The sequence below is a fragment of the bacterium genome (genome assembly GCA_019695335.1).
GTDB lineage: Bacteria > CLD3 > CLD3 > SB21 > SB21 > JABWBZ01.
In genome coordinates this window covers 1-21076 of the sequence record JAIBAF010000047.1, presented here as the reverse complement: position 1 = coordinate 21076, position 21076 = coordinate 1, and the positions used below count along the sequence as shown (strand labels likewise).

20 protein-coding genes and 1 tRNA gene are annotated in these 21076 nt (G+C 43.0%); 14 read left to right on the top strand and 7 right to left on the bottom strand.

From position 1 onward, the window contains the following. Window positions 1-9: 9 nt before the first annotated feature. The 7 genes from K1X84_11990 to amrS all read right to left on the bottom strand — a co-directional run bounded on the left by K1X84_11990 (window position 10) and on the right by amrS (window position 7560). Complete coding sequence (locus tag K1X84_11990) at window positions 10-624, bottom strand: hypothetical protein (protein ID MBX7152356.1); 615 nt, start codon at window positions 622-624, stop codon at window positions 10-12. Window positions 625-628: 4 nt separating this feature from the next. After that, window positions 629-1519 (bottom strand): hypothetical protein, encoded by an 891-nt coding sequence (locus K1X84_11985; protein MBX7152355.1) that lies wholly within the window; start codon window positions 1517-1519, stop codon window positions 629-631. A gap of 232 nt (window positions 1520-1751) precedes the next feature. Further along, window positions 1752-2540: a YjbH domain-containing protein gene (locus K1X84_11980; GenBank protein ID MBX7152354.1), complete on the bottom strand. Its 789-nt coding sequence runs from the start codon at window positions 2538-2540 to the stop codon at window positions 1752-1754. A 101-nt stretch (window positions 2541-2641) separates the two neighbouring features. Next, window positions 2642-3880 carry a hypothetical protein gene (locus tag K1X84_11975; GenBank protein MBX7152353.1) on the bottom strand — a complete coding sequence of 413 codons (1239 nt, stop codon included), beginning with the start codon at window positions 3878-3880 and terminating at the stop codon, window positions 2642-2644. Window positions 3881-3963: 83 nt separating this feature from the next. Continuing rightward, the gene (locus tag K1X84_11970; protein ID MBX7152352.1) at window positions 3964-5157 is read right to left on the bottom strand and encodes a hypothetical protein; all 1194 of its coding nucleotides are present in this window, start codon (window positions 5155-5157) and stop codon (window positions 3964-3966) included. Between the two features lie 18 nt (window positions 5158-5175). Beyond that, window positions 5176-6513 carry a DNRLRE domain-containing protein gene (locus tag K1X84_11965; protein ID MBX7152351.1) on the bottom strand — a complete coding sequence of 446 codons (1338 nt, stop codon included), beginning with the start codon at window positions 6511-6513 and terminating at the stop codon, window positions 5176-5178. 63 nt (window positions 6514-6576) lie between these two features. Beyond that, window positions 6577-7560, bottom strand: a complete 984-nt coding sequence (gene amrS / locus K1X84_11960; GenBank protein ID MBX7152350.1) for an AmmeMemoRadiSam system radical SAM enzyme — start codon at window positions 7558-7560, stop codon at window positions 6577-6579. 200 nt (window positions 7561-7760) lie between these two features. Here amrS and K1X84_11955 point away from each other — a divergent pair, with 200 nt between their 5' ends. The 14 genes from K1X84_11955 to K1X84_11890 all read left to right on the top strand — a co-directional run. Continuing rightward, window positions 7761-8537: an SDR family oxidoreductase gene (locus K1X84_11955; protein ID MBX7152349.1), complete on the top strand. Its 777-nt coding sequence runs from the start codon at window positions 7761-7763 to the stop codon at window positions 8535-8537. Window positions 8538-8590: 53 nt separating this feature from the next. Further along, window positions 8591-8965, top strand: coding sequence for a hypothetical protein (locus K1X84_11950; GenBank protein MBX7152348.1), 375 nt, complete (start codon window positions 8591-8593; stop codon window positions 8963-8965). Window positions 8966-9061: 96 nt separating this feature from the next. Next, the gene (locus tag K1X84_11945; protein MBX7152347.1) at window positions 9062-10012 is read left to right on the top strand and encodes a bifunctional helix-turn-helix transcriptional regulator/GNAT family N-acetyltransferase; all 951 of its coding nucleotides are present in this window, start codon (window positions 9062-9064) and stop codon (window positions 10010-10012) included. After that, complete coding sequence (locus K1X84_11940) at window positions 10009-10227, top strand: hypothetical protein (GenBank protein ID MBX7152346.1); 219 nt, start codon at window positions 10009-10011, stop codon at window positions 10225-10227. The genes K1X84_11945 and K1X84_11940 overlap by 4 nt, the downstream gene beginning before the upstream one ends. A gap of 20 nt (window positions 10228-10247) precedes the next feature. Beyond that, window positions 10248-10775, top strand: a complete 528-nt coding sequence (locus tag K1X84_11935; GenBank protein MBX7152345.1) for a GNAT family N-acetyltransferase — start codon at window positions 10248-10250, stop codon at window positions 10773-10775. A 48-nt stretch (window positions 10776-10823) separates the two neighbouring features. Further along, complete coding sequence (locus K1X84_11930) at window positions 10824-11588, top strand: alpha/beta hydrolase (protein MBX7152344.1); 765 nt, start codon at window positions 10824-10826, stop codon at window positions 11586-11588. Window positions 11589-11726: 138 nt separating this feature from the next. Further along, window positions 11727-12644: a DJ-1/PfpI family protein gene (locus K1X84_11925; protein ID MBX7152343.1), complete on the top strand. Its 918-nt coding sequence runs from the start codon at window positions 11727-11729 to the stop codon at window positions 12642-12644. A 269-nt stretch (window positions 12645-12913) separates the two neighbouring features. Then, window positions 12914-14938 (top strand): M13 family metallopeptidase, encoded by a 2025-nt coding sequence (locus K1X84_11920; protein MBX7152342.1) that lies wholly within the window; start codon window positions 12914-12916, stop codon window positions 14936-14938. A gap of 111 nt (window positions 14939-15049) precedes the next feature. Next, a complete protein-coding gene (locus K1X84_11915) occupies window positions 15050-15664 on the top strand; it encodes a cysteine hydrolase (GenBank protein MBX7152341.1) in 615 nt (204 codons plus the stop codon). A 793-nt stretch (window positions 15665-16457) separates the two neighbouring features. Next, a tRNA-Leu gene (locus K1X84_11910) sits at window positions 16458-16538 on the top strand. 84 nt (window positions 16539-16622) lie between these two features. Continuing rightward, window positions 16623-17906 (top strand): trigger factor, encoded by a 1284-nt coding sequence (gene tig / locus K1X84_11905; GenBank protein ID MBX7152340.1) that lies wholly within the window; start codon window positions 16623-16625, stop codon window positions 17904-17906. A gap of 93 nt (window positions 17907-17999) precedes the next feature. Further along, entirely contained in the window at window positions 18000-18602 is a 603-nt protein-coding gene (gene clpP, locus K1X84_11900) for an ATP-dependent Clp endopeptidase proteolytic subunit ClpP (GenBank protein MBX7152339.1), read from the top strand. A 49-nt stretch (window positions 18603-18651) separates the two neighbouring features. After that, entirely contained in the window at window positions 18652-19911 is a 1260-nt protein-coding gene (gene clpX, locus K1X84_11895; GenBank protein ID MBX7152338.1) for an ATP-dependent Clp protease ATP-binding subunit ClpX, read from the top strand. A gap of 17 nt (window positions 19912-19928) precedes the next feature. Further along, the coding region (locus K1X84_11890) for a sensor domain-containing diguanylate cyclase (protein ID MBX7152337.1) at window positions 19929-21076 on the top strand (1148 nt) is incomplete at its 3' end.

Here is a 21076-nt window from a genome sequence, read left to right as displayed (position 1 = left end):
CCTCACCTGCTACTGTTTTTCTTTTTTCTTGGTTGTCCTTCGCTCGCCGTAATTTCGTTTTTTGTTGTCGGAATTATTTTTTTGAGCGTTCGAACCGTTTTGCGAGTTGTCACCGGCAGACTGCTGATTTGATCGATTGGAATCGGAAGAAGACGATGCTGCCATTGATGAATTGTAAATTGGTATGAATGATGTCCCACTGCCCGCCGACACCGAGGGTGTATAAGAATTGGTAGTATTCTGTTCATTCAACGCCGAACGGCGGCGGCCGTAATGCCGTGCTGTATTAGTATTGTCATTCGATGACTCGGCGTTCTCATCATCTGAATCCGTTTCAACCGAAGAACCGTACCACCACGGACTGTTATTTTCATAATAAATTACCCATGACGACTTTTCGTCGAAAGGTGTCTCATGTCTTTCAAACGCATAATCATAAGGATCAAAAGATTCATCATGGCACGATATACATTCGCTGCGATGGGAGACGGAAGCATGAACGTCGGTATCTTTCTCTGCAATTTCCACTTGCGTGTGCATAATCACCGTATAACATCCGGACATCGCTATGGCTATAAACAGCGTCCATGCTAAAGTAAAATATATTTTAGAATTCTTTTTCATAGAATTACTTTTTATAGCTTCTGCCGCCGCCACTGCTTCTTGGAGCACTGTTTGATTTAGATTGACTGCCGCCGCTTGATGCGCTTCGTGATGCGCCGCCATTTCCCCACGAATTGGTTGACGATTTGTACGAGCGGTCACTGTTATTGGAACGTTTTGAATCGCCGGATTTCTTGGACCCGTTGTTAAATTTACGCTCACTGCCGGATTTTGCTTTTTTCTCCGTTGCCGGTTTGGCTGCCGTTTTACTGCCTGATTTATACTTGCGTTGTGTCCCTTTGGAAACGTTCTTATCTTTGCTGCCTGACTTCACATCCGAAACATTCGAAGCCGATGATGTTTTGTAGCTACGGCCACCGTATGCGCTACCTGCACTGATCGTACTGATGCCCGGCAAGAGAGGATTTTGTGAATTGGTGAAAGTATTGTAACGACGTTGCCCGTAGGAACGATTGGAATAATACGGCGAACCACCGTCATACCATGGTTGTGGATAATAATGATGATACCAGCCGCCGTAATGCGTTGGATAATAGCATCCGCCCCAATAATAGTAATCCCAATAAGGATCGTACCAATATGTATACGATGGATACCATGAATAGCCAACGGCCAAACTCCAACCGGAAGCATAAGGCCATGGGCGCCACCAAGGTGATGCATAATACCGATTGATCACAACTGTCTGGGCATCATCAGGCGCGACAACTTGTTCATCATATTCTGTAACGACCATTGAATCATCGATCGCCTCAGAATTGGATTGAGCTGCCTGATCGCCAAATTCTCCATAATATTCCTGGGATTGTTTAAGTACGGTATAACATCCTGACAGACTGAACATCCAAAAACTAAAACCAATCAGGATATAACGGAAGGGATGTTGTGTGTTCATAAAATCACCTTCACTTTCATAGACGTGAAAACCTCATCATCATTGAATACTATTAGAGCAACGAACGTGCCCTCTAGTTTAATATTTAAAACGTAATTTCGATTATCTTATTTCAAAATAAATCAGATGTTTACACTTAAAAGTCAAAACTACTGTGCAGTGCTCAAAACTACGATTGGCGTGTTAAATAATCACAACAGGATACAATTTGCAACAATGATGTCTATGTCGCTCAAAAAGCGTCATTAAAAGTAAGCCGGATTTCCCGTGAAAATTTGCCTAATTCTTTCGAATTATTGAGCACATCTTTGAGCATAAATTCAACCATCACCTTGCCGCTGAAACTTAGTTTGGCGCCTAAGTTCAGGTAACCGCGGCCATGTCCGACAATATCTTTGTTATCATTAACGGCGAAATCGTATTCGCCGACGACTGATAATTCGTCGTTGAGACTTTTATCGATCCCGACAAAAAGCGTTGGCTGATTGTCTTTATCTTTCTTTTCCGTCACAGCCCAGTTGATGCCGCCGTGAAATCCAAGATTGCCCATAAATGAATAGTTTTTACTGGCAACAGCAAAAAGTCCTCGCGATTTCTGCGTATAGCGATTGATTTTGCTGGTTGAATCGGTTGTGCGTTTAATATAGCGTCCATATCCTTGCGAATTGAATCCGATTGTGATCGCAGGCATCGCCAAGGACTCATCGATCAACCTGTAACGCACTTCCACGCCCGGCAACGGGTTAAAATCGACATTGCCTGAGCCGACAAAATTTTCGCCGCCGTAAGATATACCAAACATAAAACGATTAGTCATTCCGACGCTGATATTGGCCAGCACCCCGCCATTGGCAAACAGCCGCATACCGACTTCATAGTCGCCTTTACTGAGTACGCCGGCTGTCGGCAATTCCACCAACATTCTTTGCTCACGTGGCTTCATCTCATCTTGCGTCGTGTCCTGAGCCGACAAGATCAATGGGTACAAGGCAAGGGCGAGAAGAATCATGATGGTTTTCAAGGGAACCTCCCGAGTTAGTGGCACGATGAATTCGTCACTACTTATATACGAACAAAAATCTCACCGGTTTTGCGCCGGTGAGATTTTATTAAAGAAATTTTTTATTTACATGGCGAACTGTAATCATGGTCTGGCATCCAGTTGTAACACGAAGCCGATTTGAGTTTACCGAGACTGCCCAAAAAACAATCCGATTTTGTAGGACCATTTTGACGGCAAAAAGACGACCTTGCTTTTGCATTTTTCTCTACATCTGGAAAAGCCGCTGCCATATCGTAATACTTTGCCGCAACTAAATACGCTTCTTTAGCAGGCATATCCAATACGTTACCCGAACAATTTTTGATTCCATCACTAATAGCTTCACCAATGAGATAATCTGGGCGGCCGAATTTCTTAATGCCTTTGGCTTTAACAGCCCATTCCCAGGTTCTAGCAAATTGATTGAGATCAAGATATACCTGCGCTATATCACAAATCAAATCGGGATCTTTCTCATCAAGTGCGTATGCTTTCAACATGGCATCCAGTGCGTCTTTATGTTGTTGTTTTGCGTCATACGCTTTGGCTAACTTAACCCACGTAATTTTGCTTTTAGGATCTTTAGCAAGTATTTCCTGTGCAACTTTGATCACTTCATCAAACTGACCTTGTTTAAGTTTGTCATCCAGCAATTCGGCCATAAAGAAATCTTTAGGGGCGTCCGGTAAAGCCGTAATATATTTTTGGCACTGTTTCAACCATTGCTCTTTACCGAAATATTTGATATAGAAACTTTTGAAGGCATCCAGAACATAAACCCAGATTTCCTGATCTTTAGGGTTTTTTTCTAAATATTCGTCATAAATGATCAACGCGTCTTTGTATTTGGCCGCTTCAACTAACATTCCTGCAATACGCTTTAACTCCTCAACCGAACCCGATAAATTGTAATACTGGCGATAGTAAACGGAAGCAGAGTCAAATTGTAACACTTGTTTGTGGTACATTTCGCCAATTTTATAAATTAATTGCGCGTCTTTTGTTTCTGCATAACCCAGCTTGTAAATGGCCACGGCACTGTCGGTATGCTTCAATTTAACATAACAATCCGCCAGTTTTTCGTATACGCTTGTAAAAATGCGCTTATCTTTTTCCGGGCGTAGCTGTTTGTCGCATTCCATAGCCTGTTTAAAAAAAGGAATAGCGTTAGCATATTCTTTGTTTTTCCAATATTCACTGCCCGTACTCCAAATTTTCAAACATTCAAATTCCGGCGTACCTTCTTTAGGCGCCTGTGCTCGAGCCGGTTTCGCCTCAATGACTAAAATTATGATCAGCAGTGTAAGCAATAACCTCATAAATTAACTCCTATGTTTCTTCAAGATATGACAGCCGCCATCAGGTGAGCGGCAGTAAAGAAAAAAATAATAAGAATGGCCGGTTATCGACGTTTACGATTTTGAAACCACCGCTCGCCACCCGAAATGGAAAGGCTAAAACGCGTAACAATTTCACGTACGTTGTTTTTTGGCACAGATCCACGTTTACCGATTTCAAATGCAAACGTAAGCAAGTGACGATCTTTGTTGAAAGGCAATCCAAAACCTGTTGTAAAAAAATATTCACTGGCATATTTGCCACTGGCATTTTTACTATAAAGCGTTTGATAATAAGCTCCTGCACGAAACGTCATTCTTTCTAAAAAGGTCGCCGAGACAGAAGGATCAGGACCTTTTTCAGCACCGATGGATATCTTGTTCGCATTCCGGAAATCCAAATCCTGATTATCTAACTTTACGCCCTTCCATCCTGTATGGACAAAATCTATGCCGACTGAATAAATCTTATTAATATGATAAAATCCACCTAAGCCGAATTCAAGAGGAAAATCCATATCACGCGAGACTACTCCGACGGTATCTTCGCTAGCCGTCAAATCGGTTACATCATTAGTAAGTTGTGAAGAAAAACCGATAAATGTACCGACATTAAATTTTTCTTTTGTATACAGTGCCCCCAAAACCAATCGTGTGCCTTTAATATGCTCATCGCGCAAATCTTCCGTATCAAAAAAATCTTCATTATCCCAATTTAGTTTCCATGTCCGATCGATTGAACCGAACAAATATTGTGTCGATAAACCTATGCTCAAACTATCATACACTCTTCCGGCAAACGTCAATCCAAGCATTTGAATACCGCCATCCCCATTGAATTTTTCCTGGTAATTATAACCATCGTAGGTGGAACCCGTAACGGTAAAATCATAACCAACTCGCGAAAACCTTGACAGGTGAACGGCTGCTGCTAATCGTTTACCAAACGGCAACGCAAATGCAATTTGACTGACATTAGCCGTACTTGAATTCACACTAGTAATTCCGTTACGCGCATTCGTTGTTTCCGTAAATATGCTGGCCTCAAATCGAGCCATATTCACTCCATACAACGCTGCCGGGTTGTAAAAATTCACCGCCGTATAACTCGGTATAGCAATTGTTACGCCACCCATTCCGAGCGCACGCGTACCCGTCGGTGGATTCAGTAATCCAAAACCACCGGATGAAAAAGACGAACCCCCGGCCCATACCAACGACGGAATCATTAAAAAAAGAATCGAAAGTTTTTTCAGCATGTTGATTGCAAATCTTTCTTAGAGTTTCGGAGGCAATGTGTAATATATGACGATTTTCGGCGAATTTTCTCTATCGATGGAATTATAATAAATTCGCGTTCGGTAAATCCGGCTGAAATCGCCTTTGAATTCATCTTCATTGATCAACTGCAGACCAAAATTATTTTCCGGTTCAGCCACCCATCGTTGAAATTGTAGAGTAATGTCTAGACGGATTGTGTCGTTATTCAGATTATCCGTCAGTCTGTTTCTAAAAGTGCTGCTACCAGATAAAATATTATAATCGCCAGCATTGATTTCAATACTCCCTGGCACCCATTCATCTGGAGCGGATTCGACGCGCGTCATTTGGACTTCAAGCGAATCGCCTGCCGTATACCGGTAATTTCCGATAGGATCCGTTCTCATAACCAAAACGGCATTACTGATCGTAGCCGTTGCCGGAATTTTCCCGACATCAAATCTCAACATCGGATGGTACACCACTCCGTTACCAAGCGTCAAAACATCCGATGGCTGCGGGCTGCGATCACGGTATAAATATCCATGAATTCCGCCCGAATAGCTATTGCCATTATCAAGTGTTTTAATGACCGGTGAGACAAATATCGTATCAACTGTCACGTTACCACTTTTACGATCAATTTTCTGATAGACAAAAGTTAAACGCGGCGCTGTGCTGCTTTCAGGATTGTCAATATCCGCAGATTCAAGCGATTGACCGCTGTAAAATTGCTGTGCAAAACCCGCGCTCCCTTCGGGAAAATCGATCATAAGGCCATAATTATGCCGATTGGTATCTGTCGACGCGTACACCCAATTTTGAACCGTGTCGATAGGAAAAGGTATTGAAAATAATGTTCCAGCAGAATTCGTATTTACAATTGTTGATTGTGCAAACGATGCACCGTAATCGCGCCCTTCTTGAAACCGGTCCCACTTGATATCCGATGCCGACCAGTCACGGGTAATCGAATGAACAGTGGCTTGAAATGAACCGCCGGAACCGTACGAGGCCGAACTCACAAATTCCAACGCAGCGGACGTCACGCGAATGCTGTCATCCACACTCGTAAAGAAAAAACGCATCATGATTCGAAAATCATAATTGTCGACTGAACCAAGATAGAGGCGATTGGTTCCCACCGTGGAAATAGAATCCATGAACGAAGTATAATTCGTAATATCGTCGACGTACAACGTATCTTTTTTGATTTCGCCGGTTGCGCCATCACGGTCGAAACCTTCCAAACCGACGTCTGACGGAGCATCATCGCATGCCATGAATAATGTTAGTATCACCGCCCACCCTGCGCGTTTGAAAAAAAACAAGAACGATCCATTACCTATTTTCAAAAAAATTATTCCTCCGTTCTAAATGATGCATTAAATACGCCCGATACTGAAGAAGTAAACCTATCAGAATTTTATATTGATCTTATGACCGCAAAACTTACAATTCATGCCGCGAAGGCCGCCGAGATTGGACTGATAATCGCGGCGTTTGATGATCAGCCGTTTGCAGTTAGGACAAAACGTATCCGATACACCGTCGATATCCGTATCCGCCAGATAAATGTAATTCAGCTTTTGATTGGCAATTTTGTATGCTTTCACCATCGTTTCATTAGGCGTCATGGCAGTATCGGTCATTTTATAGTGCGGGAAAAAACGTTTAAAGTGTACGGGAATATCTTTGCTGATGCCTGCTACAAAATCCACAAAATCCCCAATCTCCTGATCGCTGTCCGTCTTACCCGTAACAAGCAAATAAGTCAATTCAAGATGTGTTTCTCTAAAAGCAATTTTAACGGAATTAAGAATCACGTCTAATTGCGCTTCGACATAACGGTCGTAAAAATCCTGGCGCATGGATTTGACGCTGATATTGATCGCGTCCATATACGGAATGATTTCACTGAAAGGCTTTTCGTTGATATATCCGTTCGACACGAGAATATTTTTTTGACCGATACCTTTGAGTTTCCGCGTTGAATCCATCAGAAATTCCCACCAAATCAACGGTTCAGTAAACGTATACGCCACACCGATGGAATGACTTTTACCGGAATAATCAAGGATCGTTTGAAGTGAAATTTCTTTGGTTTCCTTTTTTTCAAACGCGATGTCATGATTCTGGCAGAATTGACACCGTAAATTACAGCCGTTAGGTGCAATGGATAAAATTGTCGAATTCGGATAGTAATGATAAAACGGCTTTTTTTCCATCGGATCGTATGTCGCCGTTACGACTCGCCCATAATGAGTCGCGTATAATTTTCCGTCGACGTTCTTGTACCCCCAACAATCGCCTTCTTCTCCGTTTTTGATCTTACAAGTGCGGGGGCATAGCTCACACACTAAATAATCTTTTTCAGCGCGATAAAATTTTGCTTCGATCATCGTTCATTTTTCCGTGATAAGAAAATTATGCAAAAGACTGTATCAACCAGCGAGCAATATATCCACAAACCTAAATAAATGCAACCTTAAAACATGTTTTACCATAAATTTACCGTCAGGAGCAATCAATAAAATCTTGTTTCAGCCGTTTCATTTCCTTAGATTTTCGCCGTTGAAAAATTTATGAAAGGAATACGACTTTGGAACCGATCAAAAATAAAATTGTGATGATTACAGGAGCCAGCGCAGGAATCGGAGAAGCAACGGCCCGTTTATTTGCCGAAAGCGGAGCTAAAGTTATTTTAATTGCTCGCCGGAAAGAAAGATTATTTCAACTTTCCGAAAATTTAAAAAAACAATTTAAAACCGAATCCTTATCGCTTGTTTTAGACGTAACCAATCATGAAGAAGTTAAAAAAGCCATAGGTAGTCTGAAAAACGGGTGGGAAGCCATCGACATTTTAATTAATAATGCTGGCTTGGGAAAGGGATTGGACAAAATACATGAAGCAAGACCGGAACACTGGGAGCAAATGATTGATACGAATATCAAAGGCCTGTTATACGTCAGTCGTGCTGTGATACCCGGCATGGTTGCACGGAAACGCGGACATATTATTAATCTTGGTTCGGTCGCCGGCCATGAAGTATATCCCGGCGGTAATGTATATTGTGCCACCAAACACGCAGTAGCAGCGCTCAATAAAGGAATGTTGATGGATCTTGTTGATACGCCGGTACGTGTAAGCAGTATCGATCCGGGACTGGTCGAAACGGAGTTCAGCATGGTTCGATTCGACGGCGACGCCGAACGCGCCAAAAAAGTGTACGACAATATTCGAGCGCTGACGTCGGATGATATTGCTGAAATTATCTTGTTCGCTGCGACCCGCCCCGCTCATGTCAATATCAATGAAGTTATCGTAATGCCGACACAACAAGCCTCAGCTACAATCGTGAGCCGGTCGGGGAAGTAAAATCATCCGACATTTTTTTAAAACGCAAACTCTGCCGAATTAACTGAAGTGTCATGTCAAAAACTAACGCTAACAACAATCAAACTTACGATTATGTATGTTTTACTGATTTAGTGTACGAGTTCGACAGTTCGAAAAAAAATCAGATTGAGAAAAAAATCAAACGGCGGCTCAAATACTACCATTTGGGCGAATATGATCAAAACCGGGTCGAGTATATCCGGCAATTCAAAAATGATTTATATTCCGAGATTTCATTGGCTTCAAAATCAAAGTACTTCCACAAATCTCCATCCGAATTTTCCGAATCAAGTGATTTCAACATTGAGCAAATGGCGTTGGATTTATCAAAAAAATACGGCAACATCCATCCGGGAGAGCTGAAAGAAATGATCCATTTTGCTATTTATCTCTTTTATCTGCGATAGTTCCATCCTTTACCATATTAAAATCGATTCGTTTCGGAAAAAATTTGCATTTATAAAACACGTTTTATATTTTTACAAAAGTAACACATGTTTTCTATGAAAAACGTTATTGAAAAACTCGGCTTTCTTGCCGGCGGATCACGGTTTCGAAGAATTTACGAAAAAATGCAAGCCGATGGCGACAAAGCTTACAAAGAAGCTGGCTTGAATTTTAAATCGAGCTGGTTTCCTGTATATTACGTTTTGTCAAAGTCCCTCCAACCGCAGACCGTTATGGAAATTACGGACCAGATTGCTTTTTCGCACATAACAGTAAAAAATATTGTTCAGGAACTTGAACAAGAAGGACTGATCAAAATCACTCCCAACCCTGGAGACAAGCGGTCTAAGCTTATTGTGCTTAGTAAAAAGGGCCTCGCGCTTTTAGAAAATCTCAAACCGATCTGGCTGTCTTTTGCTGTTGCATTGAAAAAAATTCTGACGTTGGGACATCCGGACATCATCAACATTTTGCACCGAATCGATACGGAACTTAGAAGCCAGCCGTTGAATGAACGCCTTCGTCATCCCAATAAAGAATCTGTTGTAATTATCGATTACAAGCCAAGCCTGAAAAAATATTTGTACGAACTTGCCGGATACTGGCTGATCGGGTATCTGAAAGGGAAACTCGAAGACGATGAAAATTTTTCACTGCAAAACCCGGACGTCGCTTACCTTCAACAAGGCGGGTTTTTATTTTACGCGCGGTATCAAGAAAAATTCATTGGTTGTGTCGCACTGAAAAGACTGGATGAATCTGCCTTTGAATTGATTCACCTCTGCGTTGACCCCAAATTTCAAAGTCTCGGCGTTGCCACGAAATTGATCGACCGTTGCATTAGCCGGTGCAAAGAAAATGACATCAAAGAGCTCTGGCTTCAAACGGATTCCGGTATGCCTCAAGCCAATAAAATTTTTTACAAATTCGGTTTTACTGAACGGAAAGCACCACCTTATCTGAGGCTTTTGGAGCGAACTGAAAAAGTATTGAGGCTCGAATTATGATTCATACCATCGGATACATTGCTCTTATTCTTAATCTGTTTTCTATGACCAAGAGCAATCCTATGAGCTTAAGGATTTTTTCGTTTTTGGCGAATGCGATTTATGTCATTTATGGAATTTTTTTAAATGCGCCGCCAATCTTTATCGGATGCGGCATTGCCGTGGTCATCCATTTATTTCACATTATCAAACTGCGGAAAACAAAAGCTGTTTAACAAGTTGTCAAGGATTAAATATGAACGAGCAATTATACGTCATTCGCAATGCCCGGCCTGAAGAGTTTAAAACTGTCGGCGATCTTATGGTTTGGGTATATTCACAATTGGAAGGATTTCCAAAACAAAACGAACAGCCTGACTATTATAAAATGCTGGCTAATATCGGCGAATTAACCAAAAAACCTCACACCGAACTTATAGTCGCTGTTTCCTCTGAAGGGAAAATTGCCGGAGGTGTTGTCTATTTTAGCGATATGCAGGTTTACGGTTCCGGTGGAACGGCCACCAAAGAAAAGAACGCTTCAGGGTTCCGGTTACTCGCCGTTGATCCTGACGTGAGAGGGCATGGCATCGGCAAATTACTGACGCTGGAATGTATTCGAAAAGCAAAGGAACATAATAACAGTCAGGTTATCATTCACTCCACCAAAGCAATGCAGGTGGCGTGGAAAATGTACGAGAAACTCGGCTTCAAACGATCCGAAGATCTGGATTTTATGCAAGTCAACCTTCCTGTGTTTGGATTCAGGTTGATACTTGAATAATTTTTTTTTGACGAATTTTAATAACATTCAATTTTATTTAAAACAATCATGTTTACTGAAAAATACGGTTCAGATCTCTCGCAGGAAGGCGATTTTTTTATTCCGGATGGAAAACCTCTGGCTCTTTTTTGTTTATTTCACGGCGGATTTTGGCTCATGCCGTACGGCCGTGATCAAATGACGGCAGTGGCGCAAAAACTGGTTCAAAAGGGTTTCGCCGTTTGGAATGTCGGTTACAGGAGGATCGGTGAGAAAGGAGGTGCGTGGCCGGGAACATTTGAAGACGCTGTCGCGTCAATTAATCACGTTCATCATCTTTTCAAGACTTATCGCATTCCAAATGATACAAAAGTTGTTTTGATCGGCCACTCGGCGGGCGGCCAACTGGCTATTTGGGCCGGAAAACAAAATGAACTCGATAAACCCATACACACAGCGTTGCAAATTAAGTCCGACTTGATCGTCGGACTAGCTCCGGCTATCGATCTGGTAAAAACATTTGAAGAACGATTGGGCAATCAATCCGTACTTCATCTCCTCAAAGGTACGCCTGACGAAATACCTGAACGGTATGCATTGTACGATCCTATGCAATTCACTCCCATTAGAATTCCTCAACTGGTCATTCATGGAAAAGACGATGATGTGCTATCGGTACAATGGTCACGCAATTATGTTGAACGCATGCAATCAGCCGGAACGAGCATCGAATTGATTGAAATCGCTGGTGGCGGCCACATGGATTTTATTGATCCAAATAGTTCGGCAATCACGGCTATGACGGATTTTATGATCAAACGGTATTCGAAGTAATTGACATTTAGACGTCTCAAAAAAACATGGCCGATCATGCCGCTCGCAAGCGGCCGCCATCGATATCGTTACGATAACAAGTTTGTTCTAAACGAGTACAATGAATCATTTCAATTCTAAAAGAAAGTTAAGAAATCCATGTCTACAAGAAAAATAGTTTTCCTGGTCCTGCCTAAAATGCATTTGATGGATCTATCCGGCCCCGATCAGGTTTTTTATGAAGCAATATGCCAGGGAGCCGATTTGTCCATAGAGTATTGTTCGTTTACAAAGCATCTCAAAACTTCAGCCGGTCTACAGCTTGGAAAAATGCAAAATTTTCGCGACGTAAGAATTACGACCGGAGATTGCTTATTTATCCCGGGTGCAACCTTAAAATACATCAACTCCGATTCATTTAAATCACAGACGGCTGTTTTTGAATGGATCAGAGACTGTAATTCAAATGGAGTGAATATATGCAGTATTTGTACCGGCGCATTTGTATTAGCTCAATCGGGTATCCTCAACCATAAAAACTGTACCACGCATTTCACCGATGCTGCAGAGTTCCGAAGATATTTTCCAAAAGCCAGGGTAATCGAAAATGTTTTGTTTGTCCAAGACGGCAATATATATACCAGCGCCGGAGTAGCTTCCGGAATCGACATGGCTTTGCATATCCTCGAAAAAATCAAAGGCCCTTATTTTACTCATAAGGTGGCTCGTGAACTTGTTATCTACACGCGTCGAAGCGCTGATCAATTGCAACAGAGTATTTTTTTAGAACATCGTAACCATATTCATTCCGGTATTCACAAAGCACAAGACTACCTGATCGAAAATATTCACAAAAAAATCTCTCTGACTCAACTTGCTCAAATCGCATGTATGAGCGAGCGTAATTTTACCCGAATTTTCAAAAAAGACACTGGAATCACACCCAACCAATATGTAATGCTCATCCGAAAAGAAAAAGTAAAAGAACTCTTAAAAAGGCCCGACCTGTCGAGAAAACAGATTGTACAACAGGTTGGGTTGCGTAGCGAACGTCAATTGAACAAGTACATCTCCTGAATAACCCTTTAGGTTGATCGGCCATTTTCTCTGCTGCCATCTTTATTCCCAAATACCTCACCTTTATATCCACATTTTTTAGTTTGGCTGGAAATATACTGTTTTTGGCCGCCTTGATTACAAAACATATCTTATGTTATAACGGCAATTTTGATCACGTACATCATGATATAAAAAGTTGTTTACAGACTTCAAACTGCCAGTGAATCATGCTTGTCAGTAATAATTTAGTGACAATAAAAAATAAATAGGAAACAAGGAGAAACACCGTGAACAAAAAATCTATTATTCTTAGACTCGTTTTGATTCTTACGCTTTCATGCGGATCAGGAACCACTGACAAATGGAAATCATTAGAGTCCGAAGTGGATCCTACCGTCAAGCCGGGCGACGACTTCTTCGCTTACGGCAATGGCCGCTGGCTCAAATCGACCGAAATTCCTGCCGACAAGGTACGCTGGACTTGCCGGAATGAAATCAATGAACTCACCCGCCAGCAAGTCACAAAACTTTTCGACAGCGCCGGCACTGCAACTGCAGGATCTGATGCACGCAAAGTGGCTGATTTTCGCGCCGCTTACATGAACGAGACAGCCATTGAATCGCGGGGCATTGCGTCCATCAAGCCTTTGCTGGACAGCATCGATCACGTTGGAGATAAAACATCTTTGACTAGGCTGTTGGGCCGCCGGCTCAGGGCGGATGTCGATTGGAACAACTACCGGTCGTCCGGCATTCTTGGTTTATCAGTGGAGTCAGGCAATTTTGGCGAGAAGACATACGTGGCCTATCTTTTTCAGGGTGGATTGGGACTGTCAAACCGCGATTATTATCTCAGCAATGAGTTGTCTATGCAGGACCTTAGAATAAAATATGAGCGCTATATCGGCAGCCAATTGAAGCAGGCCGGCTTTGATCGTGTGGAACAACGAGCCAAAGCTGTGGTGGCTTTCGAAACAGCGCTGGCAAAAACGCATGCCACGTTGGAAGCGTCTAACGACGATCATAATGCGGCTAATCTATGGACGCGTACTGATTTTGCCCGCCATGCGCCCGGCCTGGATTGGTCTTTATTTTTCGCCGCGGCCGGATTAGCCGGCCAGGAAACCTTTGTTGCCTGGCAGCCCGGCGCTGTATCCGGAGTAGCGGCATTGGTCGCGTCACAATCGCTTGAGACTTGGAAAGATTATCTCCGCTTTCAAACCCTGCACGCCTATGCCGATGTATTGCCGCGCGCCTTCGCCGACGCAGCTCTGGCGATGCGTGCCGCAGTGACGAATCAGCAGCCGGCGCCGCGTTCTCAACGAGCATTTGAAGCAACCCAGTCAGCCATGAGCGACGCCATTGGGAAGATGTACGTCGACCGTTATTTCCCGGTGGAGCAAAAAACCCGGATCGAAACCATCGCAGCCAATGTCCTTAACGTACTCTGCAAACGTATAGAAACAACGGCGTGGATGGCGCAAAGTACTAGGACACAGGCTCTGACCAAATTGAAAACGTTTTACGTCGGTATTGGTTACCCAAAGACATGGCGGGACTATTCTGATCTGGTCATCGATTCGATGGACGCTATCGGCAATCTTCAGCGAACCGCCGGCCATAATTACCGGCATACTATAGCCAAGCTCGGCCAGCCGGTTGACGCTGCGCAATGGTGGATCGCACCGCATACGTCCGGCGCCATCCTTTTATTCCAACTGAACGCGGTCAATTTTGCCGCCGCATTATTACAAGCACCCAAATTCGATCCGACTTTGTCGGATGCGGCGAACTATGGTGCGATCGGCGCCATCATCGGGCATGAAGCAATCCACTTTGTAGACTTGTTGGGCGCTGAATGGGACTCCGATCGCCGCTTGCGTCGCTGGTGGACTCTCGATGACATGTCGCGGTTCGACTCCGTCGCTGAAGCGCTGGTAGAACAGTTCTCGGACTATCATCCTCTCCCCGACAAGGCCGTCAATGGCCAACTGACCCGAAGTGAAAATATTGCCGACTTAGCGGGTCTTTCCGCGGCCTTTGACGCTTACCGCATGACGCTCGGCAACCGAATCAATGACAAAGCTTACGTGCGGCAACAGGATCGGGAGTTCTTCCTCGGATTTGCACAAAGCTGGCGTAGCAAGATCACCGAAGAAGGACTGCGCACTCAGCTCGCATCGGATAACCATGCACCGGACAGTTACCGTATCGCCACAGTTCGCAATATCGATGCATGGTACGAAGCCTTCGACGTGAAGCCTGGGCAAAAACTTTACTTAGAACCCAAAGCACGAGTGCGGATTTGGTAGAGCAATAAAAATTTGATCCGCCGGTGCGGAAATCAAACGGTAATTTTTTTACATGCAAAACTAACAGACTTTTGTAAAGTACTTTAATCATTATTAACAGGTTGAACATAAATGAATAGAACTAAATCACACTCGCCCGCATTGCTCCTCATCGATATTCAAAAGGGATTTGATAACATTCAATATTGGGGAGGACAAAGAAATAATCCTTATGCCGAAGAAAACGCCAAAAATCTTTTGATGCATTGGAGGAAAAACAACCTTCCCGTTTTTCATATTCAGCATTGCTCCACTAATCCACGATCGCCTTTGCATGCCTCCAATATTGGAAACGAATTTAAGGACATTGTCAAGCCTATGTACCATGAAACCATCATTAAAAAAAATGTTAATAGCGCTTTTATCGGAACGCATTTAAAAGGATATCTGGATTATGAAAAAATCAAAAAACTCGTCATTGTTGGCCTGACTACCGACCATTGCGTATCGACGACGACGAGAATGGCGGGCAATTACGGCTTTGAGGTCTATCTTGTTTCCGATGCTACAGCGACTTTCAATAAAAAGGGGTTGAACAACCATAGTTACTCCGCCGAACTTATCCACCAAACTGCATTGGCAAGCTTGAGTGAGGAATTCGCAAAAATTATCACAACAGAATTTGTTCTACACAATATGTTCCGAACCTCGATGAATCCGGCGATAGCGCCCTGCATCGCTCAATAAAATTTATTGACTTCCAATTTCTCTGTCGTTAAAATCAGAACAAGCCAAGGGCTATCGGGCAAATATCTTTCTCTTTTTTTAAATGCTGATAAGGTTTCCAGACACGAAAATTTTACCGGTACACAACAGAAATCTGCCATTGACACTCTGGAATATTATGTTTGTTGAAAATTTGAAATTAAGACGCCTGCATCGAAATAAATTTCATTGATTTAAAATTCTTTAGCGATTAAAATAACCATGCGGCGAAATCAGAGAAATATCACTATAACAGTGAATCCGAAAATTTTTTAATAAATTCTAATGCATAATTCGGGAACTCTTCAATATGATATTCGATCGGCCTATAGAATTAGTCCTTATGCTTATTTTGCTGCTTGCAGGAAATATTTTTGCCTTTACCAAAATTACAACCCACCCTACGGACTTCCTCAATTTGTATCCGAAACTGAATCCCAATTCTTTAACAGTTTTAAAGATAATCCAGATTTTAAATATAATTACTATTATTGGCATCTGGTATTTTCAAAAATGGGGAGTCTGGGCAGCATTAACTTTAGCTCTAACTGTCATAATTCTTGACATATATTTTGAATTTATATACCACGTTTTCGTTGTAATAATAACGGTGGGATTAACGATGTGGTTCATTATTATGAATTGGCAGCTATTCTATTAATAAAAATGGAAATCATTATAAATCAACACTCGTAAAATTAGCCCACACTCCCAATAAATCCTTGAATTCCACGACTTTTTATTTTATCTTGCGCCTGCTTAAAGTCCTATATTTGCGGGATTGGCGGAATTGGCAGACGCGCCAGACTTAGGATCTGGTGGTTTTACCGTGTGGGTTCAAATCCCTCATCCCGCACTTTAATTTTATCAAAAAAAATCCTATTCAGATCAGCATCAGGATAAGATTTTTTAAGTTATTTCATTTTCAAAGGAGATGGTTTTGCAAGCAGAGATTGTCAGCCAGGAAACGAATCAGCGTAAACTTCATGTCAGTATCGGCGTGGATGAAATGCAGCCTTTTTTTGATGAAGCCTTAAATATGTACCGAGAAGAAGTTCAGATCGAAGGATTTCGCAAAGGAAAAGCGCCCAAATCAGTCGTGCAAACCCGGTTTGCCGCCGAGATTGAATCGCAGGCTTTGCCGGTAATTATCGAAGAATTTTATAAACAAGCGATCAAAGACACTAAAACGGAAGCCATCGCCATCGGCGAAATTGACAATTTGCAATACAAAAAAGGCGAACCGATGGCGTTTGACGTCGTCGTTGAAATCATGCCGGAATATTCGTTGAGCAAATATAAAGGTCTCGCCCTTACCAAAGAAGTTCACGAAATCACACAAGAAGAGATCGAAGCAACTTTGAAACGCCTTCAGGAAAATTATGCGACGACGCGCGAAGCGGAAACCGTAGCACCGGGTAATTTTGTCACCTGTGATGTACAAGCTCTGGATGACGGCAATCTGCCGATTATCGGTAAACGTTACAGCGATCGCCGGATTCCGCTCACGACGCAATACGTCGGCCAGGATATGATCGACGGTTTGACCGGCGCCAAGGTCGGCGAATCGCGGATCATTCACGTCGATCCCAGCAATATTAAAGATAACGGCGACCGCCATTTTGAAATGACCGTGCGCAAAATCGAAGAAGTACAATTACCCTCGCTCGACGATGAATTCGCCAAAGATCTCGGTTTTGATACGGTCGACGCTTTGAAAGCGGACGTGACCAATAACCTCAAAAATCGGTGGGAAGAAGAGTCGAAAAAAACATTACACGAGCGAGTGATCGACGAAATTATTAAAGAGAACGACCTCCCGTCACCGGAACCTTTAGTGCACAATGCGATTCATCGTATCATCGATATGTTTAAACAATATTCGCGCAATCAGAAAATCGATGAAGCCTTTATGCATGACAAATACCGTCCGGTTGCCATTCGCGACGTCAAGTGGCAATTGGCCAAAAAGAAATTGTTCGAATTGGAATCGATTAACGTTGATGAAACCGATATGCAGGCCTACAGGGAAAAAATTGCCAAAGCGAACAACGTGACGGTCGATAAGGTCAGCGATCAATTCAAGTCGGAAGAAGACCGCCGCCGCGTTGAAGAGTATCTGTTGGAAGAAAAATTATTCGATTTTATTCAATCGCATGCCACGATCACGGAAGTGCCTTTCCAGGAACAAGAAGAAAAACCGGAAAGCGCTTTAGCCGTTTGAACCGATTAAATTTAAAAAGGAAGTTGCATGAACGTGTATAAAGATTTTATCCAGAACGAATTCTCCAAGCTCGATGACCGCCATTTGTCCGGCATGGCATCGGCCGTTAACCAGATTCCTTTTCCGTATGTTGTCGAACAGCGCGGACAGATCGAACGCTCCTATGACATTTATTCGCGTTTGTTGATGGAAAGAATCATTTTCCTCGGAACCCCGATTGACGATACAGTGTCAAATCTGATCATCGCACAATTACTTTTTCTTGAAGCCAACGATCCTGACAAAGACATTATTATGTACATCAATAGTCCTGGTGGCAGTGTGACAGCAGGATTGGCTATTTATGATACGATGGTCTATATCAAACCCGATGTGCAAACAACTTGCATGGGATTAGCGGCGAGCATGGGCGCGATTCTCCTTATGGCTGGAACAAAAGCTAAACGGTATTCGCTTCCGCACGCCAGAATTATGGTTCACCAGCCCATGGGCGAAACACAAGGCCAATCGACGGACATTGAAATATATACTCGCGAAATCGTAACCCTGAAAAAGCACCTGAACGACATCATTGCGGAGCGTACGGGACAGCCGCATGATCGTATCGAAAAAGACACCGACCGTAACTTCTTCATGTCAGCGCAAGAGGCCAAAGAATACGGAATTATCGACGAAATACTTATCCGAAAAAAATAGTGGACTTGCCGCCCTATTGTTGTTTATATTTTTGTAAAGCAGGTATGTTATGAAAGATCACAGTCATTACGGTCGAGTGGTGTATTGTTCTTTTTGCGGTAAATCAGCCGAAGAAGTCGACAGCATCATCTCCGGCCCCAACGGCGTACACATTTGTAACGAATGCGTGCGGAATGCTTATGAAATGATTAGAGCGCACGGCTCTAAAGAAGTCAATATTCCGCTCGACGACATCACGCCCGAAAAACTCAAATCCCGTCTGGATGAATATATTATCGGTCAGGAGCGTGCGAAACGTTCCCTTTCTGTGGCCGTTTATAACCATTATAAGCGCATCAATAGCCTTCAAGACATCGACAAAGAAGTCGAACTTGAAAAAAATAATATTCTTTTAGTCGGTCCGACCGGTACCGGAAAGACCTTGCTGGCGCAAACACTTGCTCGATTTCTGAACGTTCCGTTCACGATTGCCGATGCAACCACGTTGACCGAAGCCGGATACGTCGGCGAAGACGTTGAAAATATTCTCGTACGATTATTGCAGGCGGCCAACTACGACGTCGCCGCCGCCGAAAAAGGGATCATCTACATTGACGAAATTGACAAAATTGCCCGTAAAGGCGGCAATCCATCCATTACCCGCGACGTATCGGGCGAGGGCGTACAACAAGCGCTCCTCAAGATTCTTGAAGGCACCATTGCCAATGTTCCTCCCAAAGGCGGACGTAAACATCCTGAACAAAATCTTATTAGTATTAACACAAAAAATATTTTGTTTATCTGCGGCGGCGCATTCGAAGGCATCGATAAAATTATTCAAACACGCGTCGGTAAGAAAAACATCGGTTTTACTGCAGACATTAAAAAAGACGATGAACATTCGATTTCGGAAATTCTGCAGCTTGTCGAGCCTGACGATTTGCTGGGTTTCGGCCTGATCCCCGAGCTGATCGGTCGATTACCAGTTGTGTGCGCGCTTGAAGAACTTACCGAAGACGCTTTGTTCGCTATTCTCACCCAACCCAAAAATGCTTTGGTCAAACAATATCAAAAACTTTTTGCTTTGGAGAACGTCGACATCCAATTTGAAGAGGACGCTTTGCGGGAAGTAGTGCGCCAGGCTGCTAAACGCAAAACCGGCGCACGCGGATTGCGCGCGATCATGGAAAAATTTATGGTCGACACGATGTACCAATTACCCTCCATCGAGCACGTCAAAACTTGCATCATTCATAAAGGCTGCGTTACCAACTTAGAGAAACCGGCCATGATCTTTCGCAATGAAAGCGAGATAAAAAAGACCGCATAGGTCGATAGGAGTTACGGATGATTAAGAAAGAAGACGCCAAACATCCTTCGCCGCAAGGCCGGCGTGGGGAGGGAAAGGAATCGGTACAATTTACAGTGGATGAAAAACTGATCTCTGAACTCAAAGCCAAGATGGCCGAACTTGAAAATTCGTATCTTAAAATTAAAAACGAAAACGAATTGTTATCCGAACGGCTCAATGAAACTCATGTGCTGTATCGCATCGCAGCCATGCTCAATTCGACTTACGACGTTACCAAGCTTTTCCAGATCATTCAAAGCATGGTGTTGGAGATTTCTTTCGTTGATCAATTCTCCCTCGTCGCCAAAACCGCTGACAACGAATACGAAGCGTTGCTGTTTTCCGATAAGTCGTCCAATCCGGCTTTCAAACATTTGCTGGATGTCGAACGCGAGTTGGCTGAAGAAGCGCTGGATACTCAAAAAGAAATTTATGTCGATAACATCGTATCGTACAAAGACTTTGTCAAATATATGCCGGTGAAAAATTCAGGAAGCGTCTATGCATTACCTTTGGTTTCGCAAAAACGTCCGAGCAAAGTTTTGTCCTTTCACTCAGCCCGTGCATTGCAACCCAAAGAAATTGAATTTCTGAAATTAATTTCTCACGAAGTTGCCGTTGCGGTTGATCGTACGCAAGTTTATCAGGACACACTTGAGATCTCAATCAAAGATGAATTGACTAAGATATACAATCGCCGTTACTTTAACGACCGTATTCATAAGGAATTTCATCGCGCGGAACGTTATACTCGGATCATGTCACTCATTCTCATCGATATCGATTTCTTCAAAAGTTTCAATGACACTTATGGACATCATGTCGGCGACGAAGTGTTGAAAGGTGTTTCGCATAAACTATCGGAAGGATTGCGGGATTGCGACGTATTGGCGCGGTATGGCGGCGAAGAATTCATCGTCATTTTACCGGAAACCGAGAAAGAAGGCGGTATTATTGCGGCCGAAAAATTGCGTTCTTCGATTGCGAAACATTTGTGGGAATTCCGTAATACCCTACGCAGTGATGAAAATCCGGATGAATTTATCAAAAAACAAATCACCATTTCCCTCGGAGTATCAAGCTATCCTGAAGATGGCGGATCGATTACAGAACTAATGGAAAGAGCCGACCAGAATCTTTACCA

Excerpts from the sequence above, each read along its gene's own strand:
- amrS (MBX7152350.1), bottom strand. The coding sequence starts at position 7,560 with ATGATCGAAGCAAAATTTTATCGCGCTGAAAAAGATTATTTAGTGTGT.
- K1X84_11935 (MBX7152345.1), top strand. The coding sequence starts at position 10,248 with ATGAACGAGCAATTATACGTCATTCGCAATGCCCGGCCTGAAGAGTTT.
- clpX (MBX7152338.1), top strand. The coding sequence starts at position 18,652 with ATGAAAGATCACAGTCATTACGGTCGAGTGGTGTATTGTTCTTTTTGC.
- K1X84_11915 (MBX7152341.1), top strand. The coding sequence starts at position 15,050 with ATGAATAGAACTAAATCACACTCGCCCGCATTGCTCCTCATCGATATT.
- K1X84_11930 (MBX7152344.1), top strand. The coding sequence starts at position 10,824 with ATGTTTACTGAAAAATACGGTTCAGATCTCTCGCAGGAAGGCGATTTT.
- clpP (MBX7152339.1), top strand. The coding sequence starts at position 18,000 with ATGGCATCGGCCGTTAACCAGATTCCTTTTCCGTATGTTGTCGAACAG.
- K1X84_11975 (MBX7152353.1), bottom strand. The coding sequence starts at position 3,880 with ATGAGGTTATTGCTTACACTGCTGATCATAATTTTAGTCATTGAGGCG.
- K1X84_11950 (MBX7152348.1), top strand. The coding sequence starts at position 8,591 with ATGTCAAAAACTAACGCTAACAACAATCAAACTTACGATTATGTATGT.
- K1X84_11990 (MBX7152356.1), bottom strand. The coding sequence starts at position 624 with ATGAAAAAGAATTCTAAAATATATTTTACTTTAGCATGGACGCTGTTT.
- K1X84_11970 (MBX7152352.1), bottom strand. The coding sequence starts at position 5,157 with ATGCTGAAAAAACTTTCGATTCTTTTTTTAATGATTCCGTCGTTGGTA.
- K1X84_11945 (MBX7152347.1), top strand. The coding sequence starts at position 9,062 with ATGAAAAACGTTATTGAAAAACTCGGCTTTCTTGCCGGCGGATCACGG.
- K1X84_11940 (MBX7152346.1), top strand. The coding sequence starts at position 10,009 with ATGATTCATACCATCGGATACATTGCTCTTATTCTTAATCTGTTTTCT.
- K1X84_11985 (MBX7152355.1), bottom strand. The coding sequence starts at position 1,519 with ATGAACACACAACATCCCTTCCGTTATATCCTGATTGGTTTTAGTTTT.
- K1X84_11925 (MBX7152343.1), top strand. The coding sequence starts at position 11,727 with ATGTCTACAAGAAAAATAGTTTTCCTGGTCCTGCCTAAAATGCATTTG.